General features: G+C 50.5%; 17 protein-coding genes. 3 read left to right on the top strand and 14 right to left on the bottom strand.

Going from position 1 to position 21,297, the window contains the following annotated elements:
• Positions 1–327: 327 nt before the first annotated feature.
• Positions 328–618 (bottom strand): hypothetical protein, encoded by a 291-nt coding sequence (locus DFR60_RS17520; RefSeq protein WP_025530560.1) that lies wholly within the window; start codon positions 616–618, stop codon positions 328–330.
• Between the two features lie 668 nt (positions 619–1,286).
• Between DFR60_RS17520 and DFR60_RS17515 the strand changes: the two genes are divergently transcribed.
• On the top strand, positions 1,287–1,928 hold the full coding sequence (locus DFR60_RS17515; protein WP_110324049.1) for a superoxide dismutase: 642 nt from the start codon (positions 1,287–1,289) through the stop codon (positions 1,926–1,928).
• A gap of 105 nt (positions 1,929–2,033) precedes the next feature.
• Here the strand turns inward: DFR60_RS17515 and holA are convergent, their stop codons facing one another.
• The 7 genes from holA to DFR60_RS17480 all read right to left on the bottom strand — a co-directional run bounded on the left by holA (position 2,034) and on the right by DFR60_RS17480 (position 12,012).
• On the bottom strand, positions 2,034–3,005 hold the full coding sequence (gene holA / locus DFR60_RS17510) for a DNA polymerase III subunit delta (protein ID WP_002602463.1): 972 nt from the start codon (positions 3,003–3,005) through the stop codon (positions 2,034–2,036).
• Between the two features lie 84 nt (positions 3,006–3,089).
• Complete coding sequence (locus DFR60_RS17505; RefSeq protein WP_243005115.1) at positions 3,090–5,495, bottom strand: ComEC/Rec2 family competence protein; 2,406 nt, start codon at positions 5,493–5,495, stop codon at positions 3,090–3,092.
• A 113-nt stretch (positions 5,496–5,608) separates the two neighbouring features.
• Positions 5,609–6,568 (bottom strand): GerMN domain-containing protein, encoded by a 960-nt coding sequence (locus DFR60_RS17500; RefSeq protein ID WP_110324047.1) that lies wholly within the window; start codon positions 6,566–6,568, stop codon positions 5,609–5,611.
• Positions 6,569–6,587: 19 nt separating this feature from the next.
• A complete protein-coding gene (locus tag DFR60_RS17495; RefSeq protein WP_110324046.1) occupies positions 6,588–8,033 on the bottom strand; it encodes a sensor histidine kinase in 1,446 nt (481 codons plus the stop codon).
• 28 nt (positions 8,034–8,061) lie between these two features.
• On the bottom strand, positions 8,062–8,928 hold the full coding sequence (locus DFR60_RS17490; RefSeq protein ID WP_002602459.1) for a DegV family protein: 867 nt from the start codon (positions 8,926–8,928) through the stop codon (positions 8,062–8,064).
• 58 nt (positions 8,929–8,986) lie between these two features.
• Positions 8,987–10,753: an ABC transporter ATP-binding protein gene (locus DFR60_RS17485; RefSeq protein WP_110324045.1), complete on the bottom strand. Its 1,767-nt coding sequence runs from the start codon at positions 10,751–10,753 to the stop codon at positions 8,987–8,989.
• A gap of 8 nt (positions 10,754–10,761) precedes the next feature.
• On the bottom strand, positions 10,762–12,012 hold the full coding sequence (locus DFR60_RS17480; RefSeq protein ID WP_110324044.1) for a hypothetical protein: 1,251 nt from the start codon (positions 12,010–12,012) through the stop codon (positions 10,762–10,764).
• A gap of 160 nt (positions 12,013–12,172) precedes the next feature.
• Between DFR60_RS17480 and DFR60_RS17475 the strand changes: the two genes are divergently transcribed.
• Positions 12,173–12,868 carry a hypothetical protein gene (locus DFR60_RS17475; RefSeq protein ID WP_110324043.1) on the top strand — a complete coding sequence of 232 codons (696 nt, stop codon included), beginning with the start codon at positions 12,173–12,175 and terminating at the stop codon, positions 12,866–12,868.
• A gap of 67 nt (positions 12,869–12,935) precedes the next feature.
• Here DFR60_RS17475 and DFR60_RS17470 read toward each other — a convergent pair whose 3' ends face one another.
• From DFR60_RS17470 to DFR60_RS17450, 5 genes are all read right to left on the bottom strand, one after another.
• Positions 12,936–13,493, bottom strand: coding sequence for an ECF-type riboflavin transporter substrate-binding protein (locus DFR60_RS17470; protein WP_002602455.1), 558 nt, complete (start codon positions 13,491–13,493; stop codon positions 12,936–12,938).
• Positions 13,494–13,563: 70 nt separating this feature from the next.
• The gene (locus DFR60_RS17465; RefSeq protein ID WP_002602454.1) at positions 13,564–14,406 is read right to left on the bottom strand and encodes an SAM hydrolase/SAM-dependent halogenase family protein; all 843 of its coding nucleotides are present in this window, start codon (positions 14,404–14,406) and stop codon (positions 13,564–13,566) included.
• A 22-nt stretch (positions 14,407–14,428) separates the two neighbouring features.
• The gene (locus DFR60_RS17460) at positions 14,429–15,265 is read right to left on the bottom strand and encodes an energy-coupling factor transporter transmembrane component T family protein (RefSeq protein ID WP_002602453.1); all 837 of its coding nucleotides are present in this window, start codon (positions 15,263–15,265) and stop codon (positions 14,429–14,431) included.
• Positions 15,262–16,977, bottom strand: a complete 1,716-nt coding sequence (locus DFR60_RS17455) for an ABC transporter ATP-binding protein (protein WP_110324042.1) — start codon at positions 16,975–16,977, stop codon at positions 15,262–15,264. The genes DFR60_RS17460 and DFR60_RS17455 overlap by 4 nt, the downstream gene beginning before the upstream one ends.
• Positions 16,978–17,007: 30 nt before the next feature.
• Positions 17,008–18,528, bottom strand: coding sequence for a GntR family transcriptional regulator (locus DFR60_RS17450; protein ID WP_110324041.1), 1,521 nt, complete (start codon positions 18,526–18,528; stop codon positions 17,008–17,010).
• Positions 18,529–19,140: 612 nt separating this feature from the next.
• On the opposite strand from DFR60_RS17450, the gene DFR60_RS17445 reads away from it, so the two are divergent.
• The gene (locus DFR60_RS17445) at positions 19,141–20,181 is read left to right on the top strand and encodes an alcohol dehydrogenase (protein WP_432764120.1); all 1,041 of its coding nucleotides are present in this window, start codon (positions 19,141–19,143) and stop codon (positions 20,179–20,181) included.
• A gap of 204 nt (positions 20,182–20,385) precedes the next feature.
• On the opposite strand, the gene DFR60_RS17440 is transcribed toward DFR60_RS17445, so the two are convergent.
• Positions 20,386–21,246 carry an SAM hydrolase/SAM-dependent halogenase family protein gene (locus DFR60_RS17440; protein ID WP_110324039.1) on the bottom strand — a complete coding sequence of 287 codons (861 nt, stop codon included), beginning with the start codon at positions 21,244–21,246 and terminating at the stop codon, positions 20,386–20,388.
• Between the last annotated feature and the right edge of the window lie 51 nt (positions 21,247–21,297).

Raw genomic sequence — 21,297 nt, 5'->3', positions numbered from 1 at the left:
AAGAAACAGGATATATAATTCATATACTTCCATGACTTTTCCATATACTCAGATATATTGTTGGAATAAGGGAATGATAATATGAAGGTCAAAGATGTTCTATTTTTAAGTGCATAAGATATATTAATAACACGGCACGTAAGAATAGATACCAGACTGCTTGAAAAACGGTTTAAAAGATATGGCCGCTGACTCCAGCCAGCGGCATTTTTTTATTTAAGTTGGCGGATATCAACAGATATGAATACTGTTATAAGGAAACGTGTGGCTGCGGGAAGACCATTCTATCATGAAAACGGTTATTGCAAACACAAATACAAGGAATACTTAAGGCGGCCCAAACGGACCGCCCTTTTTATAGATATCATTAGCAACCACAGTTATCCTGCCTGCAGGAGGCATTGTTACAGCCGTCTCTAAATCCGGCCTCATAAGCTTCTTTTCTTTCTCTGGCACATGGATCGAAGCAGCAATTATTGTTGTTATTGTTGTTATTGCCGCAGTTGCAATTCCAATTGTTATTACAATTATTTTCACAGGGATTGTTGCATACGCATCTGCAGCAATTATTACAGCTATTATTACAGCTATTATTTCTACAACCACACCAGTTACCACAGAGACATCTACATATATTACACATAATTTATTTCCCCTTTTTTATATATGTTAAATTATAATTTATTATATGCAGAGAGAGGACAAAGGTGACAAGTCGTGATTATTCTGTCCACTGTACCACGAGATTCCCTGTCTTAAATTATTCGTAACCAGTAATGCCCCCATATGCTGCCAGATCAGCCTTCCGGGCTGTCCACCCTCTTGCGTGGGCACCACTTCATTTGACGTCGCAATGCCGGATCACGCGATTCGTTGGGAGCCTCGTCTCCTGGATCAGATGCCGTCCCAGATCCATGCAGTTAAGCCGGGCCTAATGGACCGAAGCAGCCAGCTTTCCATTCTTGTGCGCCTGGCATGAGCAACGGTCCAGTCCCACGGTTAAAACGGTCACTCTCATAAGGAAATAGCTTATAACGCCTTATTTATCTTATAGTTCAATCTATTTTATCACAATCTTGCTCTACTTTTAAAACATTTTGTCTATTTCAAAAAAATGCATCACAAACAGAAACTATATACGTTATTAAAGTGAGTTGTATTTTGCAGCTCATCCCCCCAGGGGCGGAGGTTATCCTTCTCCTCCTCCGCCCTTTAAAAAAGAAAACACTTCTCACTGCACGCTTCCCGCCAGCATATGATAGAAAAAGCGCATAAGGACGTTACCCTTGACCAATCTAACTTATCATTATCCATTCACCAATCCCCCGCTGCCATACGCCTATCAGGCACTCGAACCCTATATTGATGAAAAGACCATGAAGCTTCACCACGACCGTCATCTTCAGACCTACGTTGACAACCTTAACAAGGCGCTGGCTGATTATTCCCGTTTTCATAACTGGACGCTGGAACAGCTTATATACAATATTGCCAGCCTTCCTGAGGAGATCCAGACAGCGGTACGAAATAACGGCGGCGGAGTTTACAACCACCTGCTCTACTTCACCGGCCTGGCTCCCGCTTCGAACCAAATGCCAACCGGAGCACTGGCCGATGCCATCCGCAGGGAATACGGAAGTCTTGACGCCTTTTTAAAGAAGTTTAAGGAGGCCGCGTTATCCGTCTTCGGCTCCGGATACGCCTGGCTGGTAGTCGCCGCAGATGGTTCTCTCATGATTACTACCACGAAAAATCAGGATACTCCGCTCCCACTGGGCTTGTGCCCCGTCTTCAATCTCGATGTCTGGGAACACGCCTACTATTTAAAGCACTACAATCTCAGAGCCGACTATATCGACGATTTATTCCATGTAATAAATTGGGAACAGGCAGGCCAGCGTTATATGGCATGTTTTCAGATGCAATAAAATTCAATATCTCAATTTGTATAGAAAAAGGAAGGAAGCATACCATCAACGGTATCTTCCTTCCTTTTTTTCTTTTTCATTCCGCCATAAAGACTACTCAACGTCTTAAAATTTTCTTGTAATCAGCAGTTCGACCGCCATCCGGTCATTCAGCCGCCCGGTCTTAACCGCTTCTTCCGCTTCCACGCACTGGGTCACACAGGAAAGAATCTGCTCTCGGGTAAATGTCTTGGCCTGGGGCATCATCTTGCCTGCCACAAACGGCGGCACCTTGATTCGGGAGGCGATGGCCCCTTTATCCATCCCCTTTGCCATCAGTTCCTTCACCTGCAGAATCTGATTAAACTGTCTGGCAATCAGAAACAGAATTCTCATCGGCGGTTCCTTGAGCGTAAGTAAGTCTTCGTACAAATCCATGGCCTTTTTCGTCTGACGGTTCACAATGGCTGTCACCATATCAAATATCTTATTGGTCACACGAACTGTACAGATCGCTTCCACATCCTCGTCCGTAATCACGTCGCGCCCCATAGTGAAGCTTACCAGTTTTTCCAGCTCCATCCGTATATTTTCCATATCATCTCCGGTCATATTTAAGAGAAGCTCCATGGTGCGCCCGGTAATCTTCTTTCCCTCTCTGGCCAGAATTCCTCCTGCCCACCTGGAAAGCTGTGCAAAATCCTGTCTGGCCATCTCCGCCGCATAGCCGATTTCCTTCACCTTTTTGAACATCCGGCTGCGCTTGTCCACTTCAGATTCCACAAAAATGATGCAGGTCGTATCCGGCATCTGGGGCAAATAAGCGACCAGCTCGTCTGACGCACCCTTGAAGAATCCACTGTCCTCGACCATAATCAGACGTTTTTCCGAGAAGAAAGGCATTGTGTCTGCAAGACTGATGAGTTCGTTCAAATCCAGCCCCTTCCCCTCGAAATAGTTATAATTCATGGTATCATCGCCGGATATGGCGGTTCTCATCTGGTTTTTATAGCTGTTTTTTAAAAATGCCTCATCGCCGTACAGCAAATACACCGGTTTGAAGCTATGATTTTTAATATCCTGAGTGAGATTCTGCATGATGTCTTTCCTTTCTACCTGCCTTTCGTCACTGGTACCATTATACTAAGGGAATTCCGATGCGTCAACGAACAAAAACCGCTCTCAATCCAAAAACGCCTTCCACCTCACCCTTTTCCCATCCGTCTTCATCGTAATCGCTCCCCTTTCCGCCGTTCCATAGATTTTCACGCTTCGGTCACCCAGACGTTCCAGCACCTCCTTATGAGGATGGCCGTAGGAATTCCCTTCCGCATAGGAAATCACCGCCCATTTAACGCCCAGGGCGTCTAAAAATGTCTCTCCGGAAGAAAACCGGGAACCATGGTGAGCAGTTTTCAATATCTGAATCTCCGAAAGCACGCCCGGTTTTTCCGATAAGGCAGACAAAAGACGCAGCTCTCCCTCGCCGCTCATATCTCCGGTAAATAAAATATGGCAATTTCCATAGTCCACCTTCAATACCTCGGACTCCTCGTTCTTATCCGCAGGCAGATCAGAAATTCCCGGATAGAGACAGGTCACGCCGATCCCTTCCATATAAAAGCTATCTCCAGCTTCAATCAATGATACTTTTGTCCCCCTGGCCCTGGCCAGTTCAGCAAGGCTTAGGAGCGCATCATCTTCCCTTCCCTGGCAGGGCAGAAGCAGATTGCGTATCTCGATCTCCTCACAGGACTCCAGAAGATAGCGGACACCGCTTATATGGTCCAGGTCGCCATGACTGACAAAGGCATACTCAATCACCGATACCCCACAGCTCTTCAGGCACGGCTCCAGCCGGTACTCTCCCAGCTTCTTCTCCGAGGTACTCCCCCCATCTATCAGCATGGCGCCGCGGCCGGAACGAAGCAGAATTCCATCCCCCTGTCCCACATCCAGAAACAGAATCTCCATCCCGTCAACAGGGCGCGGCATCAGAATACAGGGCAGAAATACGCAGATACAGAAAAACAGGGCCGTTCTCAGCCATATTGGGCGGGATTTTTCGGCCATTCCAATTATTTCGTCTCCTTCTATTCCCCCTTTTACCTCTTCTCTCTCTTTTACCTCTTGTTTCTCTTTTACCTCTTCTCTCTTTTTTTCCGCCTCGTCTCTCTTCCCTACCGCTCTCTTCATCCCGATCAGCACCACCAGCAGCACCATATAATAAAGAATCACAGCCGCAGCAGCCGACCTTCCCATCACCAGCGTATGATACGGAAGGCGTTCCGTCCCATGGCAGAGCCATCCATAAAACCGCAGTATATAGTGACCGGTTCCCGCGGCCAGCGCACCCGCCTTATAGGAAATCCCGCCCAGCAGAGCCGTCCCGATCCCGGAGCATATGACGCCTCCCATCAGCGGGATCACCAGCAGATTCAGGAAAATTCCGTAAACAGGGAACTGAAAGAAATCCCACAGAATTACCGGGAGCGTCACCAGCTGAATCGCAGCGCTCACCGCCAGCGCGCCCAGAATCTTTCGTCCCTTTCCCAGATAATCCTGAATGACAGGAAGCACACTTCCCACGGCAAAGACAGCGCCGAACGACAGCTGAACACCTCCCTGCGTCAAAAGCTCCGGTGTTTCCCATACCAGCATCAGAAGCGCCAGGGACAGCGCCGACAGAAGATCGTAGGTCCTTCCCAGATAAGAAGCCAGGAAACCGGTGCTCATCATGACGACGGCCCGCACCACGGAAGGTGATCCGCCGGTCATCGCGCCGTAGCAGAAGATAAAAGCAGTTCCCGCCAGTCCGGCTCCTTTATAGCCTAAACCGGCTTTTCTTAACAGCTTATATCCCCCCATTCCGATAATTGATAAATGAAGGCCGCTGATGGCCAGCAGATGGGCGATACCGTTCTTCTGATATAAATCCCTGATCTCGCTGTCCAGCGCTTTCTTATCCCCCAAAACGGCCGCAGAAAAGATACCCGCGTCTTCCGCCGCCGCAGATCTCATAATATTCTGCTTCGCCTTTTCCCGGATTTGCCGCAAAAGCTCCGGAAGCGGGGAGACGTCTCCTCCCGAAATCTCCGCTTCTTCCCCGTACATGCGGCAGTCCACTCCCTGTCCGCGGTAATAACTCCTGGAATCAAACTCTCCCGGATTCCTGGCGCGTGCAAATAACTCCAGCTTGCCTCTCACAGTAACATTACTGCCAATCTTAAAGTCCCGGGCGTCCGGCATATCTTCCGTCGCATCCGTTTTCCACGATACCAGTACACAAGGAATCTGCCGGCTCATGCTGAAGGACCGGCCCTCTCCGCCCCCAGCCAGCGGCCGCACCACATTCTCCTCAAGCGTAATCTGTACCTTTCCCTCAGACTCCTCCACCGCACTCACCCGTCCATGCAGTTCTGAAAAAATGCCGGCCATATCCATACAGGCCCGTTCCCGCATCTCCCATTTCTGCTTTGTATCCCCTGCCCGCCCCATTCCAAGCAGCACAAAAAGGAGGAACACAGGCAGCCACACGGCACCTTTGCTCCTCCTTTTTAAGCATACTGCACCTGTTCCCGCCGCCAGAAGCGCCGGAATCAGAAGTCCTGATGTCAGAGAAAGCAGAACGACGGTCTCTCCAAGTACGAATCCCCCTGCTATCAGACATAATGGACGTTTTATAAATACTTTCCTCCTGTTTACTGCGGACTGTCCTCGTTCTCCGCGTTGTAATCCAAGTTACGTTCAAACAGCTGGTTTAAGGAAATGGAATCCCGGAACATCACATCCTGGGAACCATTGACCGCGATCTGTACTTTATTGACAGACGAAACCGCAGCCAGAGAATTCACAATGGAATAGATTGGGATATATTCCTTAACATCCAGCGAATTATTTAAAAATGATGCGTCAAAATTCAAATAACAGACGTTTTCATTGACCGATACGTTTAACAGCTTCGTATCCTTTGGAAGCGTCGCGCCTATTCCCGGCCTGTCCGGCCCGGCGATCAGCTGTTCCACCACCAGCTTCTCCAGTGAGGTGGTCACGTTATGTACGACCTCCCGCTGCTCTTTCACCAGTTTTTCCCCGGTGCTGTCCGCAAAATACAGGGTCAGCTCCGTCTTCTCAAACGCGTTGACATTGCTGATATTATCGATAAAATCGGCCCCTGTCATGGCGCCCACCGGCACGCCGGTGCTGTCCATCAAAGGCTGTTCCGCCGTATAGATGGCCACATAGTCCACTCCCTCCGCCTGGGTCAGTGTCCGCACGAGAGCGGCCCTGCATAATATCTCCCTTGTCGGATTCATCATTGCGTAATTATTGTCAAAATAGAGGTAGAGTACCGTATCCTCCAGCTTATACCGTTCAAATCCCACTTTATCCGGGACAGCCGACTGGCGGTCTAAATCCTGCGGCACCGTCTTGAGCTGCTCCATCAGATTGGTGATCTTCCAGTCCGTCTCGGTGGCCGTCCCATCCGCCGGCATCTGCGGCATCGTATAGTCCTGCGGTTCCAGCCTCGTCATGGAGGAATTCATATAGTAGATCTGGTACACTCCCTCCGTCTGTTCCTCATTCCCGTCTCTCCTCTGGCAGCCTGCCAGAACGACAAGAAGCACCAGGAGGAGCAGACTGTATATCCATCGTTTCATAAATTACGTCCTCCTGTTTCTATGGAATATAGGTGAGCGGGATTCTCACGGTAAACGTGGTTCCCTCGCCTTCCTTGCTGGAAAGCCGGATCGCCCCCTGATGCATCAGGATAATATTCTTCGTAATGGCGAGCCCCAGGCCGGTACCCCCGGTCTCCCTGGAACGGGCCTTGTCCACGCGGTAAAATCGTTCAAATATGTGCTCCTGGAATTCCTCCGATATGCCGATTCCGGAGTCTGCCACCTTGACATAAAAAAACTTGTGATCCGCGTCGAGAGTGACGCGCACCCATCCGCCTTCCTCGTTATATTTAATGGCGTTTTCCACCAGATTGTTGAGAGCCAGGGACAGTTTTACCTCGTCCACGTCCGCCGTCACTTCACGGATGCTCTCAAAGGTCAGCTCCACGTTGCGTTTTCCGGCGATTGGACGGAGCCTCTTTAAAATCAGTTCCAGCAGTCCATTGACATTTACCTGCGCAATATTTAACTCAGCCCCCGCCGTCTTGTCCATACGGACAAGAGCCAGAAGGTCGTCGATAATCTTGCTCTCCCGGTCGATCTCATCCGAAATATCCGTCATAAATTCCCGGTACAGCTCCACCGGTACGTCATCCATACTCATCAGGGAATCCGCCAGAACACGGATGGAGGTGATGGGCGTCTTCAGCTCATGGGATACATTCGATACGAATTCCTCCCTTGACTGATCCACCGCCTTTAGTTTTTTCAGCGTCTTGCTGATCGATTCCGTGATCTGCCGCGTCTCCGTATACGCGTTGGAGGAGAGTTCCTCATCCAGGTTGCCTTCCTCCACCCGTTTCAGCTTCCACTGCAGCTCCTTAAACGGGTTCATCAGAAGCTTGACGAGAAGCACGACGAGAATCGCCAGGATGGAAAATATCATAAGGTGCAGGAAGCTGCCCTTTTCCGACACGGAGGACAGCCTCGTCAGCAGATCCTCGGTAGACGCAGTCACGATCATGACACCGTCGATTACCTTGTCCTCGCTGTTGGAGTAAACCGGGATCGTCAGAGCCGCGTAATTCTTGTCGGAATTATACTTGCTGCTGTTCTCCCCGTTGAAGCATCGGATCACCTCCTCCGATACGTTCAGCTTGCCCAGAGACAGCGAAAATGTATCGGAAACAATCCGGAAATTCTTATTGACGATGACAATTCTGCCATTGAACATGTCCGCTTTCACGGACATCTCATTGTCTAACAGCGTATCCCTGGGTTCATTCACCAGGTAGCCGCCCCGCGTCATCTTATTGCTCAGGATCGAGCACTGGTTCTGAATATCCTGAATCCGAGCGTCGATCTGGTTCTGCCTGTAGGTTCCCAGCATGATCTTATTCTGGATCAGCATGGGAGCCAGACCGATGATCAGGAAGAACAGGATCAGCACCAGCCTTAAGCTTACGGTGTGTTTCAGTTTAATCGGTTTTACCTGGAAGAACATCTTAAGCACACCTCCCGGTCTGTTCCGCTCATAGAGACAGCTTCTTCGTACAGGCGACGGCCAGCGCTCCCGGTCCGATGTGGCAGGATACGCTTAAGGATAAGTGGTCCACGTAGATATCTCCGGCCTTCGGGAACAGCTCCATCAGTTCCTTTTTAAATTCAAGAGCCGCCGTCTCATTATCCGTATGGGCTACCGCCATATGGACAGCCGCGCCCTCCGGATCGGAAAAACGCTCCTCCAAATCCTTCTTAATGGCTGTAACCATCATACTCTTTGCCTGCTTCATGGTTCTCGCCTTGGCAAATGCATCCAGTTTTTCTCCCTGAATCGTCAAAACCGGCTTAATCTTCAAAAATGTTCCCAGCAGTGCTGCTGCCGGCGTAATCCGGCCGCCCTTTTTTAAATACTCCAGGGTGTCCACCGTAATATAGATGGTAGAATCGAAGGCCGTCTCTTCCAGCACCCTCTTAATCTCTTCCGCGCTCATTCCCTGATCCGCCATGGCCTTCGCCTCGAGAACGGACTGCCGCTGTGTAACAGAAATTCTCTGGTTGTTGACCACCAGCACCTTTCCGCCAAAGTCGGCGGCCAGCGCGTGGGCCGTCTCGCAGGAGCTGCTTAAGCCGCTGGACATGGGAATGTGAATCACAGAGTCGTGATCCTTTAACAACTCGTTCCATAAGTCGATCAGAGACGCGGGTGACGGCTGTGACGTGGAGATATCCGCGCCCTCCGCCAGCCTCTCATAAAATGATTTCTGTGTAAGGCTGATATCCTCAAAATACGTCTCTCCAGCCATCATAAAGGGCATCGGAACCACATAGATTCCCGCCTGTCTTCCCTGCTCCTGTGTAATTCCGCTGTTACTGTCCGTAACAATCGCTACTCTCATCTGCTATTCTCCTTCATTTTCCATCAAGTGCATCCCGGCGTAAATACACTGGACCGCACTAATTCTGCTCCGCTTCGCCTGCGGAGGTGTACAGCTGGTAATAGATTCCCTGCTTCTTAATCAGTTCCTCGTGATTTCCTTCTTCTATAATATTACTGCCGGACAGGACAAGGATTCTGTCCGCGTTCCGGATGGTTGTCAGCCTGTGTGCAATCGTAAGGGTTGTCCTGCCCGCAGCCAGACGTTCCAGGGACTGCGATACCAGGTGTTCGCTCTCGTTGTCCAGGGCAGATGTGGCCTCATCCAGAATCAGGACGGGCGGATTCTTTAAAAATACCCTCGCTATGCTGATCCGCTGCTTCTGGCCGCCTGAAAGCTTCACACCGCGCTCGCCCACATACGTGTCGTAGCCGTCCTTCAGCCCCATGATGAATTCATGGGCTCCCGCCATCTTCGCCGCCCCAAGGATTTCTTCCCTGGAGGCACCCGGATGGCCGTACTCGATGTTCTCATAAACCGTACCCGAGAATAAATACACATCCTGCTGCACGACGCCGACGCTTCCGCGAAGGCTCTGCAGCGTTACATTCTTAATATCCTGTCCGTCCAGCAGAATCCGTCCCTCGGTAGGATCATAAAAACGCGGGATCAGATTGCACAGCGTTGTCTTTCCGCCGCCCGACGGCCCCACCAGGGCAACCTTCTCCCCCGGCCTGATCTTTAAATCGATATTCGAAAGGACCGGATTATGATCATCCGGATATTCAAAGGACACACGGTCAAATGTGATGCTTCCGTGTACATCCCGTAAGGGAACCGCCCCTTCTTCATCAAAAATATCCACCGACGCGTCCATCAGCTCCGTAAAACGCTCGATTCCCGTCATTCCTCTCTGGAACTGCTCCGCAAATTCGATAATTCTGCGGATTGTCGCCAGAAGCGTTGTCACATACATGGTATAGGCCACTAAATCACCGGGATCAATCAGCCCCTTAATCATAAAGATACCGCCCGCAACGATGACTACCACATACATCAGTCCGTCAAACATGCGGATCGTATTCTGAAACGCCGCCATATACTTATAGGTCTGGCGTTTGATATTTAAAAATTCCTGATTGTCCCGGTTGAATTTCTCGATCTCGACACCCTCGTTGGCGAAGGCGCGTACCACCTTGTTGCCAAGTAAACTGTCCTCGATTCTGGCGTTCAGCTCACCGATATGGTTACGCTGCTTCTTGAATGCCCTCTTCACCTGAATGTTGAAGTAAGAGCAGGAGACCGCCATCACGGGGATAAACACAAATATGATCACCGTCAGGGGAAGATTGATTCCCGCCAGTATGACAAAGGACACAGCGGTCTTCAAAAAGGCGATAAAAAACTCTTCCGGACAATGGTGGGCAAACTCCGTCACATCGAACAAATCGCTGGTGATCCTGGACATGATCTGTCCCACCTTCGTATTGTTGAAATAATTATCCGACAGCTTCTGCAGATGTTCAAACGCATCCTGACGCATATCCGTCTCAATGGCGGCTCCCATCACATGGCCGGTGTACGCCATATAGAAGCTGGCCAGACCGTCCACAATCCGGAGGGCGAAGTAGAGCACACCGATGCCCACTATCGTCTGAACGGTCAGTGAGGCCAGATCCTTCAGTCCCTGATTGGTGATATAGCGCAGGATCAGGGGCAGTATCAGCTCGCAGACCGTGGTCAGCGAGGCGCACAGCAGATCCAACACCATGATACGCGTGTATTTCTTATAATAGGGAACAAACCGTTTTAAGAGTGTTCCCGTCTTCATCTCTTTCTGTTCCATAAAATCCTCTATTCCGTTATTGTAATCTTCTTTACCAGATCAAGAGCCCACTCCATCTCCCCGGGCTTCCTGCAGGTTATGTTAATATTGGTTCTCTGTTCTTTGTAGAGAACCTGGGCGGACATGTTGTAAAGCACCTCTCCGTCCTTCTCTTCGGGCGCATAAAAGACCGCTTTTCCCTTTCCTTTATCCACATCAAACAGGAACTCCTCTTCCGGCGTCCCCTGTTCGAACCATGCTTTTTTAAATTTGGATGTGCCGCCTGTACCTAATACCACCGCGTAAATGTAGAGATCATGACCGCCGTATTCCACGCCGTCGTAGTAATGATCCATGCCGTTGCGGCAGTTTTCGTCAAACATAAAAGATCCCGGCAGGCAGAATTTCATATTGCCCAGCTTCCGGTAAATGAGATGTCTCCGGCAGCCCACGAAAAGCTCTCTCGAAAGCGGCTCCGCATGGCTTACATCCACCGGTTCATGCTCTGCAAGGCGGCATATCTCCAGATATTCTTTTAATGGAAACGGCAGGCTGGAATCCATGGACAGCGCCTTCTCCAGGCACTCGATAATCCTGTCATTGATCTTCTTATCCGTCTCGCACCTGCTGGAGGGCATAAAAAAGCAGCTCTGATTCAAAAGCACCAGTGCGCAGTTTCTGTAGTAAACGGCATCCTTTTCAATCTCATTCCAAATAAAAAAATCCCTGGCAAATGCCATACTGAGTCCTGAATTCACGACTCCGCGAATTTCCATAAACGAAAAAGGGCGGATATGTGTAATCAGCTTTCCGTCCTGCTTCTCCGGTATATAGTAGCTGGAAGGCCAGCAAAATGTATATTCCGGCCCATTCTCCCATCCGGACACCAGTTTCATCAGATCCATAAACCACTGATAGAAATACTTTCTCCGCATAGTCAGAAAATCTCTTCTCCAGTAATAGCCCGTCTTGTCATCAACTTTTAATTTTAATTTTCCTTGCCCGGCCAGCTGCTCTAAAAATGCTATGACAGCCACATGAAAGCCGGGCCCCACGATGTTGGTCTGGGACTCCCCCTTAAGGACCCGTTTATCCCAGTGGAACCATATATATCCCTCTGGACAGAGCCTGCAAAGCAGACATCCGGATAGAGACTCGCATGTATAGCCCTGCTCTCCAGCCAGTTCCTTAATCATCGTCTCCGCGGCATCCGGCGTCCATTCACGGTAGCCGGTCAGCCGGTTCTTTGGCCTTAACGCAAACCTGATCCTAATACTCATCTGAAACCCTTCCTAATATGTCTTTCTCTATTCTATCGTATTTTGCTCAGAAAGGGAAGCATAAAACGCCCTTACTTTTTTCTATTTTCATTTCTTCATAGACGAATTTACGATTGAGAGGTATAATTTACCTATATTACCATATGCAAAGGAGAACGTCATGCCATACTGTCCTAAATGTGACATGGAATTTATCAAAGGAGTTACCGTCTGTTCCGACTGCGGCGGTCCCCTGTTTGAATCGAAGGAGGAAGCCCTGGCCATGCAGAAGGCGGCGCTGGAGGAAGAGCCGGACGCCCTGATACAGGAAGACCTGGACAGCGAGACCTCCGAAGAGGAATCCGGGGCGATGCCAAAGGCGGAAAAGCCGGTGCGTCCGCCCGCTGCCTACGTGAAGAAATCTCAGAAATACGAAGACCGCAAATCCAGCGCCTCCGCATTTTTACTGGTTGGAGGAGCCATCACCGTCTTTGCCGTCTTATGCTGGGCAGGCATTTTCGACATGCCCATGGCGGGCTTTTCCAAGTACCTGATTCAGGGTACGCTGACCGTCATGGGGATCGGCTGTCTGATCATCGCCTTCCTGACATTCCGCTCCGCCAGGGGCATGGCCAGTGAGATTGAGGAAGAAGAAAAACAGACGGAGGAGCTGATCTCCTGGTTCCTCTCTGCCTACCGCAGGGAAGATATTGACGGGCGCCTCGATGCTGATTTTTCTGATTTGGGCGAGGATGAGAGGAATCTCAAGCGGTTCGAGCTGATTTCTGATCTCCTCATTACCTCGAAGGACCTTCCCGACCAGGCTTACGTGGATGCGCTGTGTGAAGAGATCTATTCAAAGCTGTTTGACGAGTAATGCGTGAATAACGAAGGAACCGCCGCCTGCAGGTCTTGCCTGCCGGCGGCGGTTCTTTTATACTGGTTTATTCCTTTGTCAGGCTGCCCTTCTTGGACCGTGTCTTGCTGTAGAGTACCAGCAGGATCGAACCGATGACGCCTGCAGAAATCGCATTGCTGATAGCAGCTACGACGCCCTGTGTCACGACCAGATTTGCCGGCTCTGCATAGACTACGACATCCAGAAGCGGAGCTACGATAACCCACGCAACAAAGTTACCGATAATCTGGTAAATGTTGAAAAGAACGATATCCTTCTTTCCAAATTCACCGTCTTCCACATGAAGCTTCGGATATACAAGACCGATAATGAAGCAGGAAATGCCGCTGGCAACTACCCAGCTCCACCATATAGACCCATACTGAATACCGTCAGACAGCGCATGTCCGATGAATGCAATCAGTCCGCCCGCGATCGGTCCGAACAGAGCGGCGAAAAACGCGCCGATGCCGTATGCGGTCTGAATGTCGGTTTCCGGAATTCCGGTCGGAATCTTCACATACATGAATAACAGGGTGAATAAAGCCGCGCCAAGTCCGGTTGCAACGATGGTCTTTGTTTTGAACTCAAATAACTTTTTCATGATTACCCTCCTTTGGTTGGTAGATTACGAGTTAAGACTACTCAAATTCCCATAATTTGTCAAGTAAATTCTACTTTGTAAACTCAACCGTCCATTCTGGCCCGTATCCCAGATTATACTTGTCACAGAAGCTTCCCTGGCTGACGGCCAGAGACACCTTCATAAGCTCATTGTTATAAATCATCGGATCGCCCTTTTCAGCGAAACCGAAGCTCTGATGGAATAATACCTTCTGCTGGAAAGCCACCTCTCCGTCATGCTTTACTGTTACATTGACATAGTCACCGTAAGCAAATCCCGCGCGGTTAAAGTCTTCCAGTCTGATATTCGTCCATAAGTTTCCAAAGTTAGGATCATTGATTTCGAATACGCCGCAGGCCTTTCCTTCTGTAATCTCCGGTTCCAGAATCGGGTGCTCCACGATCTCCTCCACCGGGTACTCCGGTCCTACGCCCTCAAAATCGATGATTCCGCTGGCCAGACGAGCCGCTGTATAGCCGAATAAATCACGGCCGTGGAAGATGGCAACACCTTCCGTGCCTTTTCCTCTCAGACGGTTTACTGTCTCGTCGATCTCACGCACCGCTTCGATGCCGATCATCTTCTTTACATGTGTCAGAGAACCATTATCCGGCGTTACGATATAGTATCCGTCAACAGTCTTTGCCACACAGGCGCGGCGCTTCGTTCCTACTCCAGGATCCACGACAGACACGTAAACGGTTCCTTCCGGCCAGAACTGAAGGCTCTGATATAAGCGGTAGCTGGCGCTCCAGGTGTCATACTGCGGAAGCTCATGGGTACCATCCATGATCTCCAGCTCACGGTCCACACACTTCACCACGCCGTACATGGAGCTGACTGCGCCTTCTTTGTAAGTAAAATCTGTCTGAAATACTAAAATTGGTTTCATAGTTTTTCTCCTTTATGATTGTTTAAATGAATGGGTTATAGAATCTGGAACCTCCATTGACAAAAAATGTCATAGCCAGAGATCCCAGGAAAATCGCCAATGCTGCCGCCATCGCGCACCAGTCCACAGTCTTTAATGGCTTTGCCACGTACCATGTCCGATTTTTCTTCTTTCCGAAGCCGCGTAAATCCATGGCGTTGCTGATCAGCTCTATCCGGTCCAGCGTGGAAAAGATCAGGGGCACACAGATATTCATCACGTTTTTCACCCTCGTTCCGAGCTTTTCCTTCCTGGATAAATCCAGTCCTCTGCTCTGCTGTGCCAGCGCGATATCCTGGTAATTCCGGATAGTGTCCGGAAAATACCGAAGCGTCAAAGACAGCGCGTAGGCCGCCTTGTAATTACAGCCCACACGGTTGATGGAGGCCGCAAACTCACTGGGGTTGGTCGTCAGTAAGAAAATCATTCCCAGAGGTACCACGGAGGCGTATTTGGCCACCTTGGTCACCTGATAGAGCAGCTGCTCTTCCGTCACCGTGTAGCGGCTGTTGAACCGAAACAGCTCGTGGGTCGTTCCGTAAATTTCCGTTCCGTACTGCGGACTGAAGATATAGGTCAGCACAAAGTTGATGGCAAGAAATACGACAACGTAAATCGCCATCAGCTTAATCTGTTTAAACTGCAGGCCCGACATGGCGAAGAAGATGACGGACAGCACCATAACAAACAGGATGTAGCGGATATCGTAGGAAAACATGACCGCGAAGGTCAAACCGATGAAGCATACCAGCTTCGTAAGCCCTGATAAATTAAAGATTAAATTATCCCGGTCTATGTAGTCGAACAATTTGCTTTTCATGCGTGACGAAGCCCCCTTTCGTAATCGATGAAGTTCTGGACGAAGCCCTCCGGATTCTCCACCCCGCATGCCACGGCCAGCTCATAGAGGGAGGTGATCTTTAAGTTCGCCTGCTCCGTTATCGTCTCATTGGTCAGTATCTCCGCCGAGGTTGCATCTCCGATCTTCTGCCCGTCGGAGATCACAATGGCGTGAGGCGTATACTCCAGCATCAGATGCATGTCGTGGGTAATCATGATAATGGTGACCCCCTCGCTGTTCAGGCTCTTTAAAAATTCCATGATCTCCGTATAGTGGTGGAAATCCTGGCCCGCCGTGGGCTCATCCAGAATCAGGATCTTCGGATCCAGAACCAGCGCGGAGGCAATGGTAACGCGCTTCTTCTGGCCAAAGCTCAGCGCGGAGATGGGCCATTTCTTAAATGGAGCCAGGCCGCAGATCTTCAGCGCTTTTTCCACACGTTTTTCCGTCTCCGCCTCATCTACCCCCCGAATTCTCAGTCCAAGCGCCACTTCATCGTAAATCATGGGCTTACAGATCATCTGATTGGGATTCTGCATCACGAAACCGATCATCCGAGAACGTTCCTTGATCGTCTTCCCCTTCAAATCTTCGCCCTCGTACAGAAGACGTCCCTCGTCCTCTGTGACAAATCCGCAGATTACCTTGGCCAGGGTGCTCTTGCCCGCGCCGTTGGTTCCCACGATGCTGACCATCTCCCCTTCCCTGATGTGGAAATTGATGTCCTTCAGAATTCTCCGTTTCTTCGTATACTGGAAGCTTAAATGTTCCGCCGCCAGAATATCGGGCCTGTTATTCACTTCCCGGTCCGGCACACGGCTCAGCGCCCATTTCTGCACCGCCTCCTTTACCAAGTCAATCCGCAGCGTCTCCATACGGCCGGGGCGCATCTCCGGCGTCACCCTGACTCCCGCATACTTCAGCGCGGTGGCATAGAGGGGCTCCCGGATTCCCATTCCCGGAAGGATGTCCGCCGCGATCAGCTCGTCCGGCGACATATCTGCTGCAATCCGACCGTCATTCACCACCACGATCCGGTCCACATCGCGGTAAAGCACATCCTCCAGACGGTGCTCGATAATCACAACCGTCTTTCCCAGTTCCTTCCACACATGATCGATCAGATCGATGGCCGTCTTTCCCGTGGCCGGGTCTAAATTGGCCAGCGGCTCGTCAAAGAGCAGGATATCCACGTCATCAACCATGACGCCTGCGAAGGATACTCTCTGCTTCTGTCCCCCGGACAGCTCGAAAGGAGAAGATTTCAAAAGATTTCCCATGTCCACCATGTCCGCCACCTTCTGGACGGCTTCCTTCATCTTACCCTGGTCCACACAGTCGTTTTCCAGTGCAAACGCGATGTCCTCGCCCACCGTCAGTCCGATGAACTGGCCATCCGCGTCCTGAAGCACGGTGCCCACCATTTTCGACAGCTCGAAGATATTCATCTCCCTCGTCTCCCTGCCGTTGATTTTAAGGCTTCCTTCAATCTCCCCCTTATAGGCAAAAGGGATCAGACCGTTTAAACAGTTTCCCAGGGTGCTCTTACCGCTTCCGCTGGGGCCGACGATGAGAACCTTTTCCCCTTCACAGATCGTTAAATTAATATCATGAAGGGTCGGTTCCGCCTGGCTGAAATAGTGAAACTGGAATGAATTGAACTGAATAATTGGTTTCTTATTCGTATCCATATATGCCTCCTAGTTATGAGCATTCGGCGGTTACGCCTGCAGCTGACAGTCAACCTGATATTTGTCAGGAATGAAATAATATTTAATCCGGGCGGCAGGTGTATAATCCGGCCCGTATAAAATCTGTTCCATATGAAGAAGCACAGTTCCCTCCGGTATATCCATATAGGAGATCACCTGTTCATCGGCGGCCACCACCTGAATGGTCATGTGGGCTTTCACCGCCTTCTGATAAATCAAACTGTCCATAAAATGAAGAAGCTGTTCCTCGTCGGGTTCCTTTTCGTCTATGCCGCTCCCCATGATCACCTCCATGGGAATCTGCAGAAAGGACTGGCCGATGGGACCTTCTTCGCCCCAGTATACGTTATTGCTCGCCAGGACTTCGTCGCCGTCCTTAAGCTTTAGCTTCTGTTTTGCAATATTCGTCGGAAGTCCGATATTGTAATCCATAGTCACCCGGCTCACCGGTTCCTTGGCACACTCTCTCAAAAAATTATACAGGTTCTTCTTTTCATTTCTGCGGCAGTCGTAGGATACGAAGGTTCCCTTTCCCTGCCGTTTATAGATAAATCCGTCCTGTGTCAGGATGGTCAGCGCCTGTCTCAGCGTGTTCCGGCTCACCTTGTAGGCCGCCGCCAGCACATTTTCACTGGGAAGAAGGCTGTCCTTCTCATAGACGCCATCCATTAAATCCTGAAACAGCCGGTTATAAACCAGTATGTAGGATGGCAGCCGGCTCTTTCCCTCTTCCGGCTTCCTGGGTGTCAGAGTTCCCCAGATTCCGGCCTTCTGAAAGCCGATCTGCACGAATAGATTATGTTCTTCCCCTCTGTCGCAGAAGAGACACGGTTTCTTCCCCTCCGCCAGAATATCGCGGCTTATCCGGCTGACCAGCAGGGCCTCTAAATTCTTTCCTCGTTCCTTTTCCTTCACAGCCGCGCCGCCTAACATAACAGTAAACGGGCTCTTCGCCGCGCTGTTCACATGGGCGATCATTTCCCCGTTCCGCTCCAGATAGAGGTGGGTCCCGTCTCCGCTCTTTAACCGGTCCGCGATCATCTCTTTTGAAGCATAAAGCGCGCGTATCTCCGGAATCGTCATGAGAAATGCATGAATCTTATCCTCGTCTCCCGGCATGCCCTTTTTCATGGTCACGCCCTCCGGCAGTCCGGCCTCGCCGATGAGGTGCGCACTGTCCTCCAGGAGATAGAGGTTCTTCTCCGCCAGCTCATATCCAGGAATCCATCTGCCGGCCGCTTTCGTCAGCTCCGCCTTTCCCATGATCACATCCGGCTTCCATTCTTCGGTGAGTGTTCTTAAAAACTCCCCGTCGATGTTCCCTGCCTCCCCTGCCACAATTAAGTTCCCGTAAAACTTCAGATAAACATGAGTAATCCGGTCTTCTTCCAGCCCCGCGTATACGGTCTGAAACTCCTGATCGAATCCGTAATTGCCGATATCTGCCAGCAGAAATGTGTGATAGACCGCATCATTCTGCAAAAAATCCAGCAGCCGGCTCTCATCTTCCCCGGTACATCTCTTAACCATAGGCACCTCCCTTCCAACTTGTTCAACAAGTTAAGTTTAGTACAGAGATTCCCTTCTGTCAACACATTTCTACAAAGTTTACAGGTAAAATCAAATAGTTTTTGTTCAGTCTTTCGGATATGCTTTCGGATAACAGTTCAGCCTCTGCTGCGAGCTGCCGCTGTCTGGCCCGGCGTTTTCGCTTCCCGGACCTTTTCTGTGACTTTGCAGGGCATTAGCAGTTCTTAACGCGCAGAATTTTTCGTTCAGGGGAAATCCCCACCTGTTTGAGCGCAGCGAGTTTGGGGATTTTCACTGGTTTTTAGAAAAATCCTGCACGTTTAGAAATGCTTATGCCCGAAACCGGAACAGAAAAGGTCCGGGAAGCGAAAACACCGGGCCAGACAGCGGCAGCTCGCAGCAGAGACTGAACTGTTACACTTCCGGATATTTTTCGAGGCATGCGCATTGACAATTGGGAGGCCATTGACTAGACTATTATACAGAGTATAGTAAGAGGTATTTTTACCGCTTTTAAAGTATGGAGAGGAGAAGCTTATGTCACAAAATCAGGTATCACAGAACCATACATCACAGAACCATACATCACAAAACCTTCCCCGTAAGGAAACCATGAAGGCCGTCGTCTACGAAGGCAGTGGAATCCTGCGTTTAGAGGAACGGCCAATCCCACATATCATGACCCCCAGGGATGCCGTCGTGAGAGTTACGCTCACAACCATCTGCTCCAGCGATATCCATATCCTGCACGGCGCAGTTCCCAGGGCCGTTCCGGGCACCATACTGGGCCATGAATTTGTGGGGATCGTGGAAGAGGCCGGAAGTGAGGTGACACGGGTAAAACCCGGCGACAGGGTTGCCGTCAATGTGGAGACCTTCTGCGGGGAGTGCTTTTACTGCCAGCGCGGCTATGTCAATAACTGTACTGATGAGCATGGCGGCTGGGCTCTCGGCTGCCGGATCGACGGAGGTCAGTCGGAGTATGTCCGCATTCCATTTGCGGACAACGGCCTCACGCCGATTCCCGATTCTGTGACCGATGAAGCCGCCCTTTTTACGGGGGACATCCTATCCACCGGCTACTGGGGCGCGGGGCTTGCGGAAATCGGGGAGGGCGGCACGGCGGCCGTCATCGGAGCCGGCCCTACCGGCTTATGCACCATGATGTGTGCCCGCCTCTATCATCCGGGGAAGCTGATCGCCATCGATACCTCCCAGGAGCGCCTGGAGCTTGCCAAACGCCGCGGTCTTGCCGATTACACCTTAAACCCGCGCTATGAAAATGTCCTGGAGAGAGTGCTGGAACTCACATCCGGCCGGGGCGCCGACTCCGTTCTCGAGGTGGCCGGAGGGAAGGACACCTTCCAGATGGCCTGGCAGATCGCCCGTCCCAACGCGGTTGTCTGCGTCGTCGCACTCTATGAGGAACCGCAGGTACTCCCTCTGCCTTCTATGTATGGGAAAAATCTGATTTTCAAGACAGGAGGCGTCGATGCCAATTCCTGCAGTGAAATTTTGAAGCTGATTGAGGAAGGAAAGCTGGATACCGGCTGCCTCATCACACACCGGACGGATTTAGCCCATATCCTGGAGGCTTACGAGATATTTGAAAAGCAGGCCGATCATGTCATAAAATACGCGATTACCATCTGACCGGACGATCATAAGACAAAAAAGCAAGAGCAAAGACTCCGGCCCGCCGGACTCTCGCGCCGGAGCGCGGTCGCTTCAGCGGCCATACTTCCTTAGCGCGATAAAGACGGCTGTCCCGCCGCTCCTTCTTCCGGAGCGGCGGGACAGCCGTCTTCAATGTCTATTCACTTTTTCATCCTTTATCTGTTAAATCAGATAAAATGTTTAGTCTTCGTATATAATCTTAGGCGCCTTACGCATCGTAATCTGCCACTTATTCCCTGTTCCAATGTTATAGGCCTTTGCAAAGCTGCCCTGATTGATGGCAACCGCCATGCAGTCTAGGCTGTTCACATAGATGAGCGGTTCGCCTACATAAACGTCGGCAAAGCTCTTTGCATAAACCAGAATATTCTTGTACAGGGTTCTCGTCTCATTCTCAATACTGATTTCCACACGCTGTCCGTGTTTTACACCAATCTTTAAAAACAGGTCTCTGGAGATATTGGTCCACAGGCTTCCGAATCTGACGTCGAGCACATCGATGGTACCGCTCACTCTGTCTCCGTTATAAGCCGCTTCCACAACAGGAAGTTCGATGACGCTTTCCGCTTCCACGGAAGGGCCCACTCCCTCGAAGGTGATGACACCGGCAGCCAGCCTCGCTCCGGTATAAGCGTAAATGTCACGGCCATGGAACGTATAACTCTCTCCCGATCCCGGCAGACGGTTCACATTCTCATCGATGATACGTGCTTCCGTGATTCCGCACATCCGCTTCACATGGGTCAGTGTTCCATTGTCAGGTGTCACTATGTACTGTCCCGTGGTGGTCTTCGCCACAATGCTTCGTCTCGTCGATCCCACTCCCGGATCCACAACGCTGACAAATACCGAGCCCTCCGGCCAGTAGTTTACCGTCTGTATCAGCCGGTAGGATGCTTCCCAGATATCATACTGGGGAATATCGTGTGTCAAGTCCGTAATCCGAAGTTCCGGGTCTACCCCATAGGATACTCCATACATCGCGCAGACAGCTCCGTCCGCAGTGCCAAAATCTGTTTGAATAATAAGTGGTTTTCTCATATTCATCTTTCCTTTAGTGCTAAGGGAGTTGTTTAGAAACCCTTGCACTTT

Source organism: Hungatella effluvii (assembly GCF_003201875.1).
In the GTDB taxonomy this organism is placed as follows: Bacteria; Bacillota; Clostridia; order Lachnospirales; family Lachnospiraceae; genus Hungatella; species Hungatella effluvii.
The sequence above is the reverse complement of the archived record's forward strand: the minus strand, read 5'-3'. Positions and strand labels throughout refer to the sequence as shown.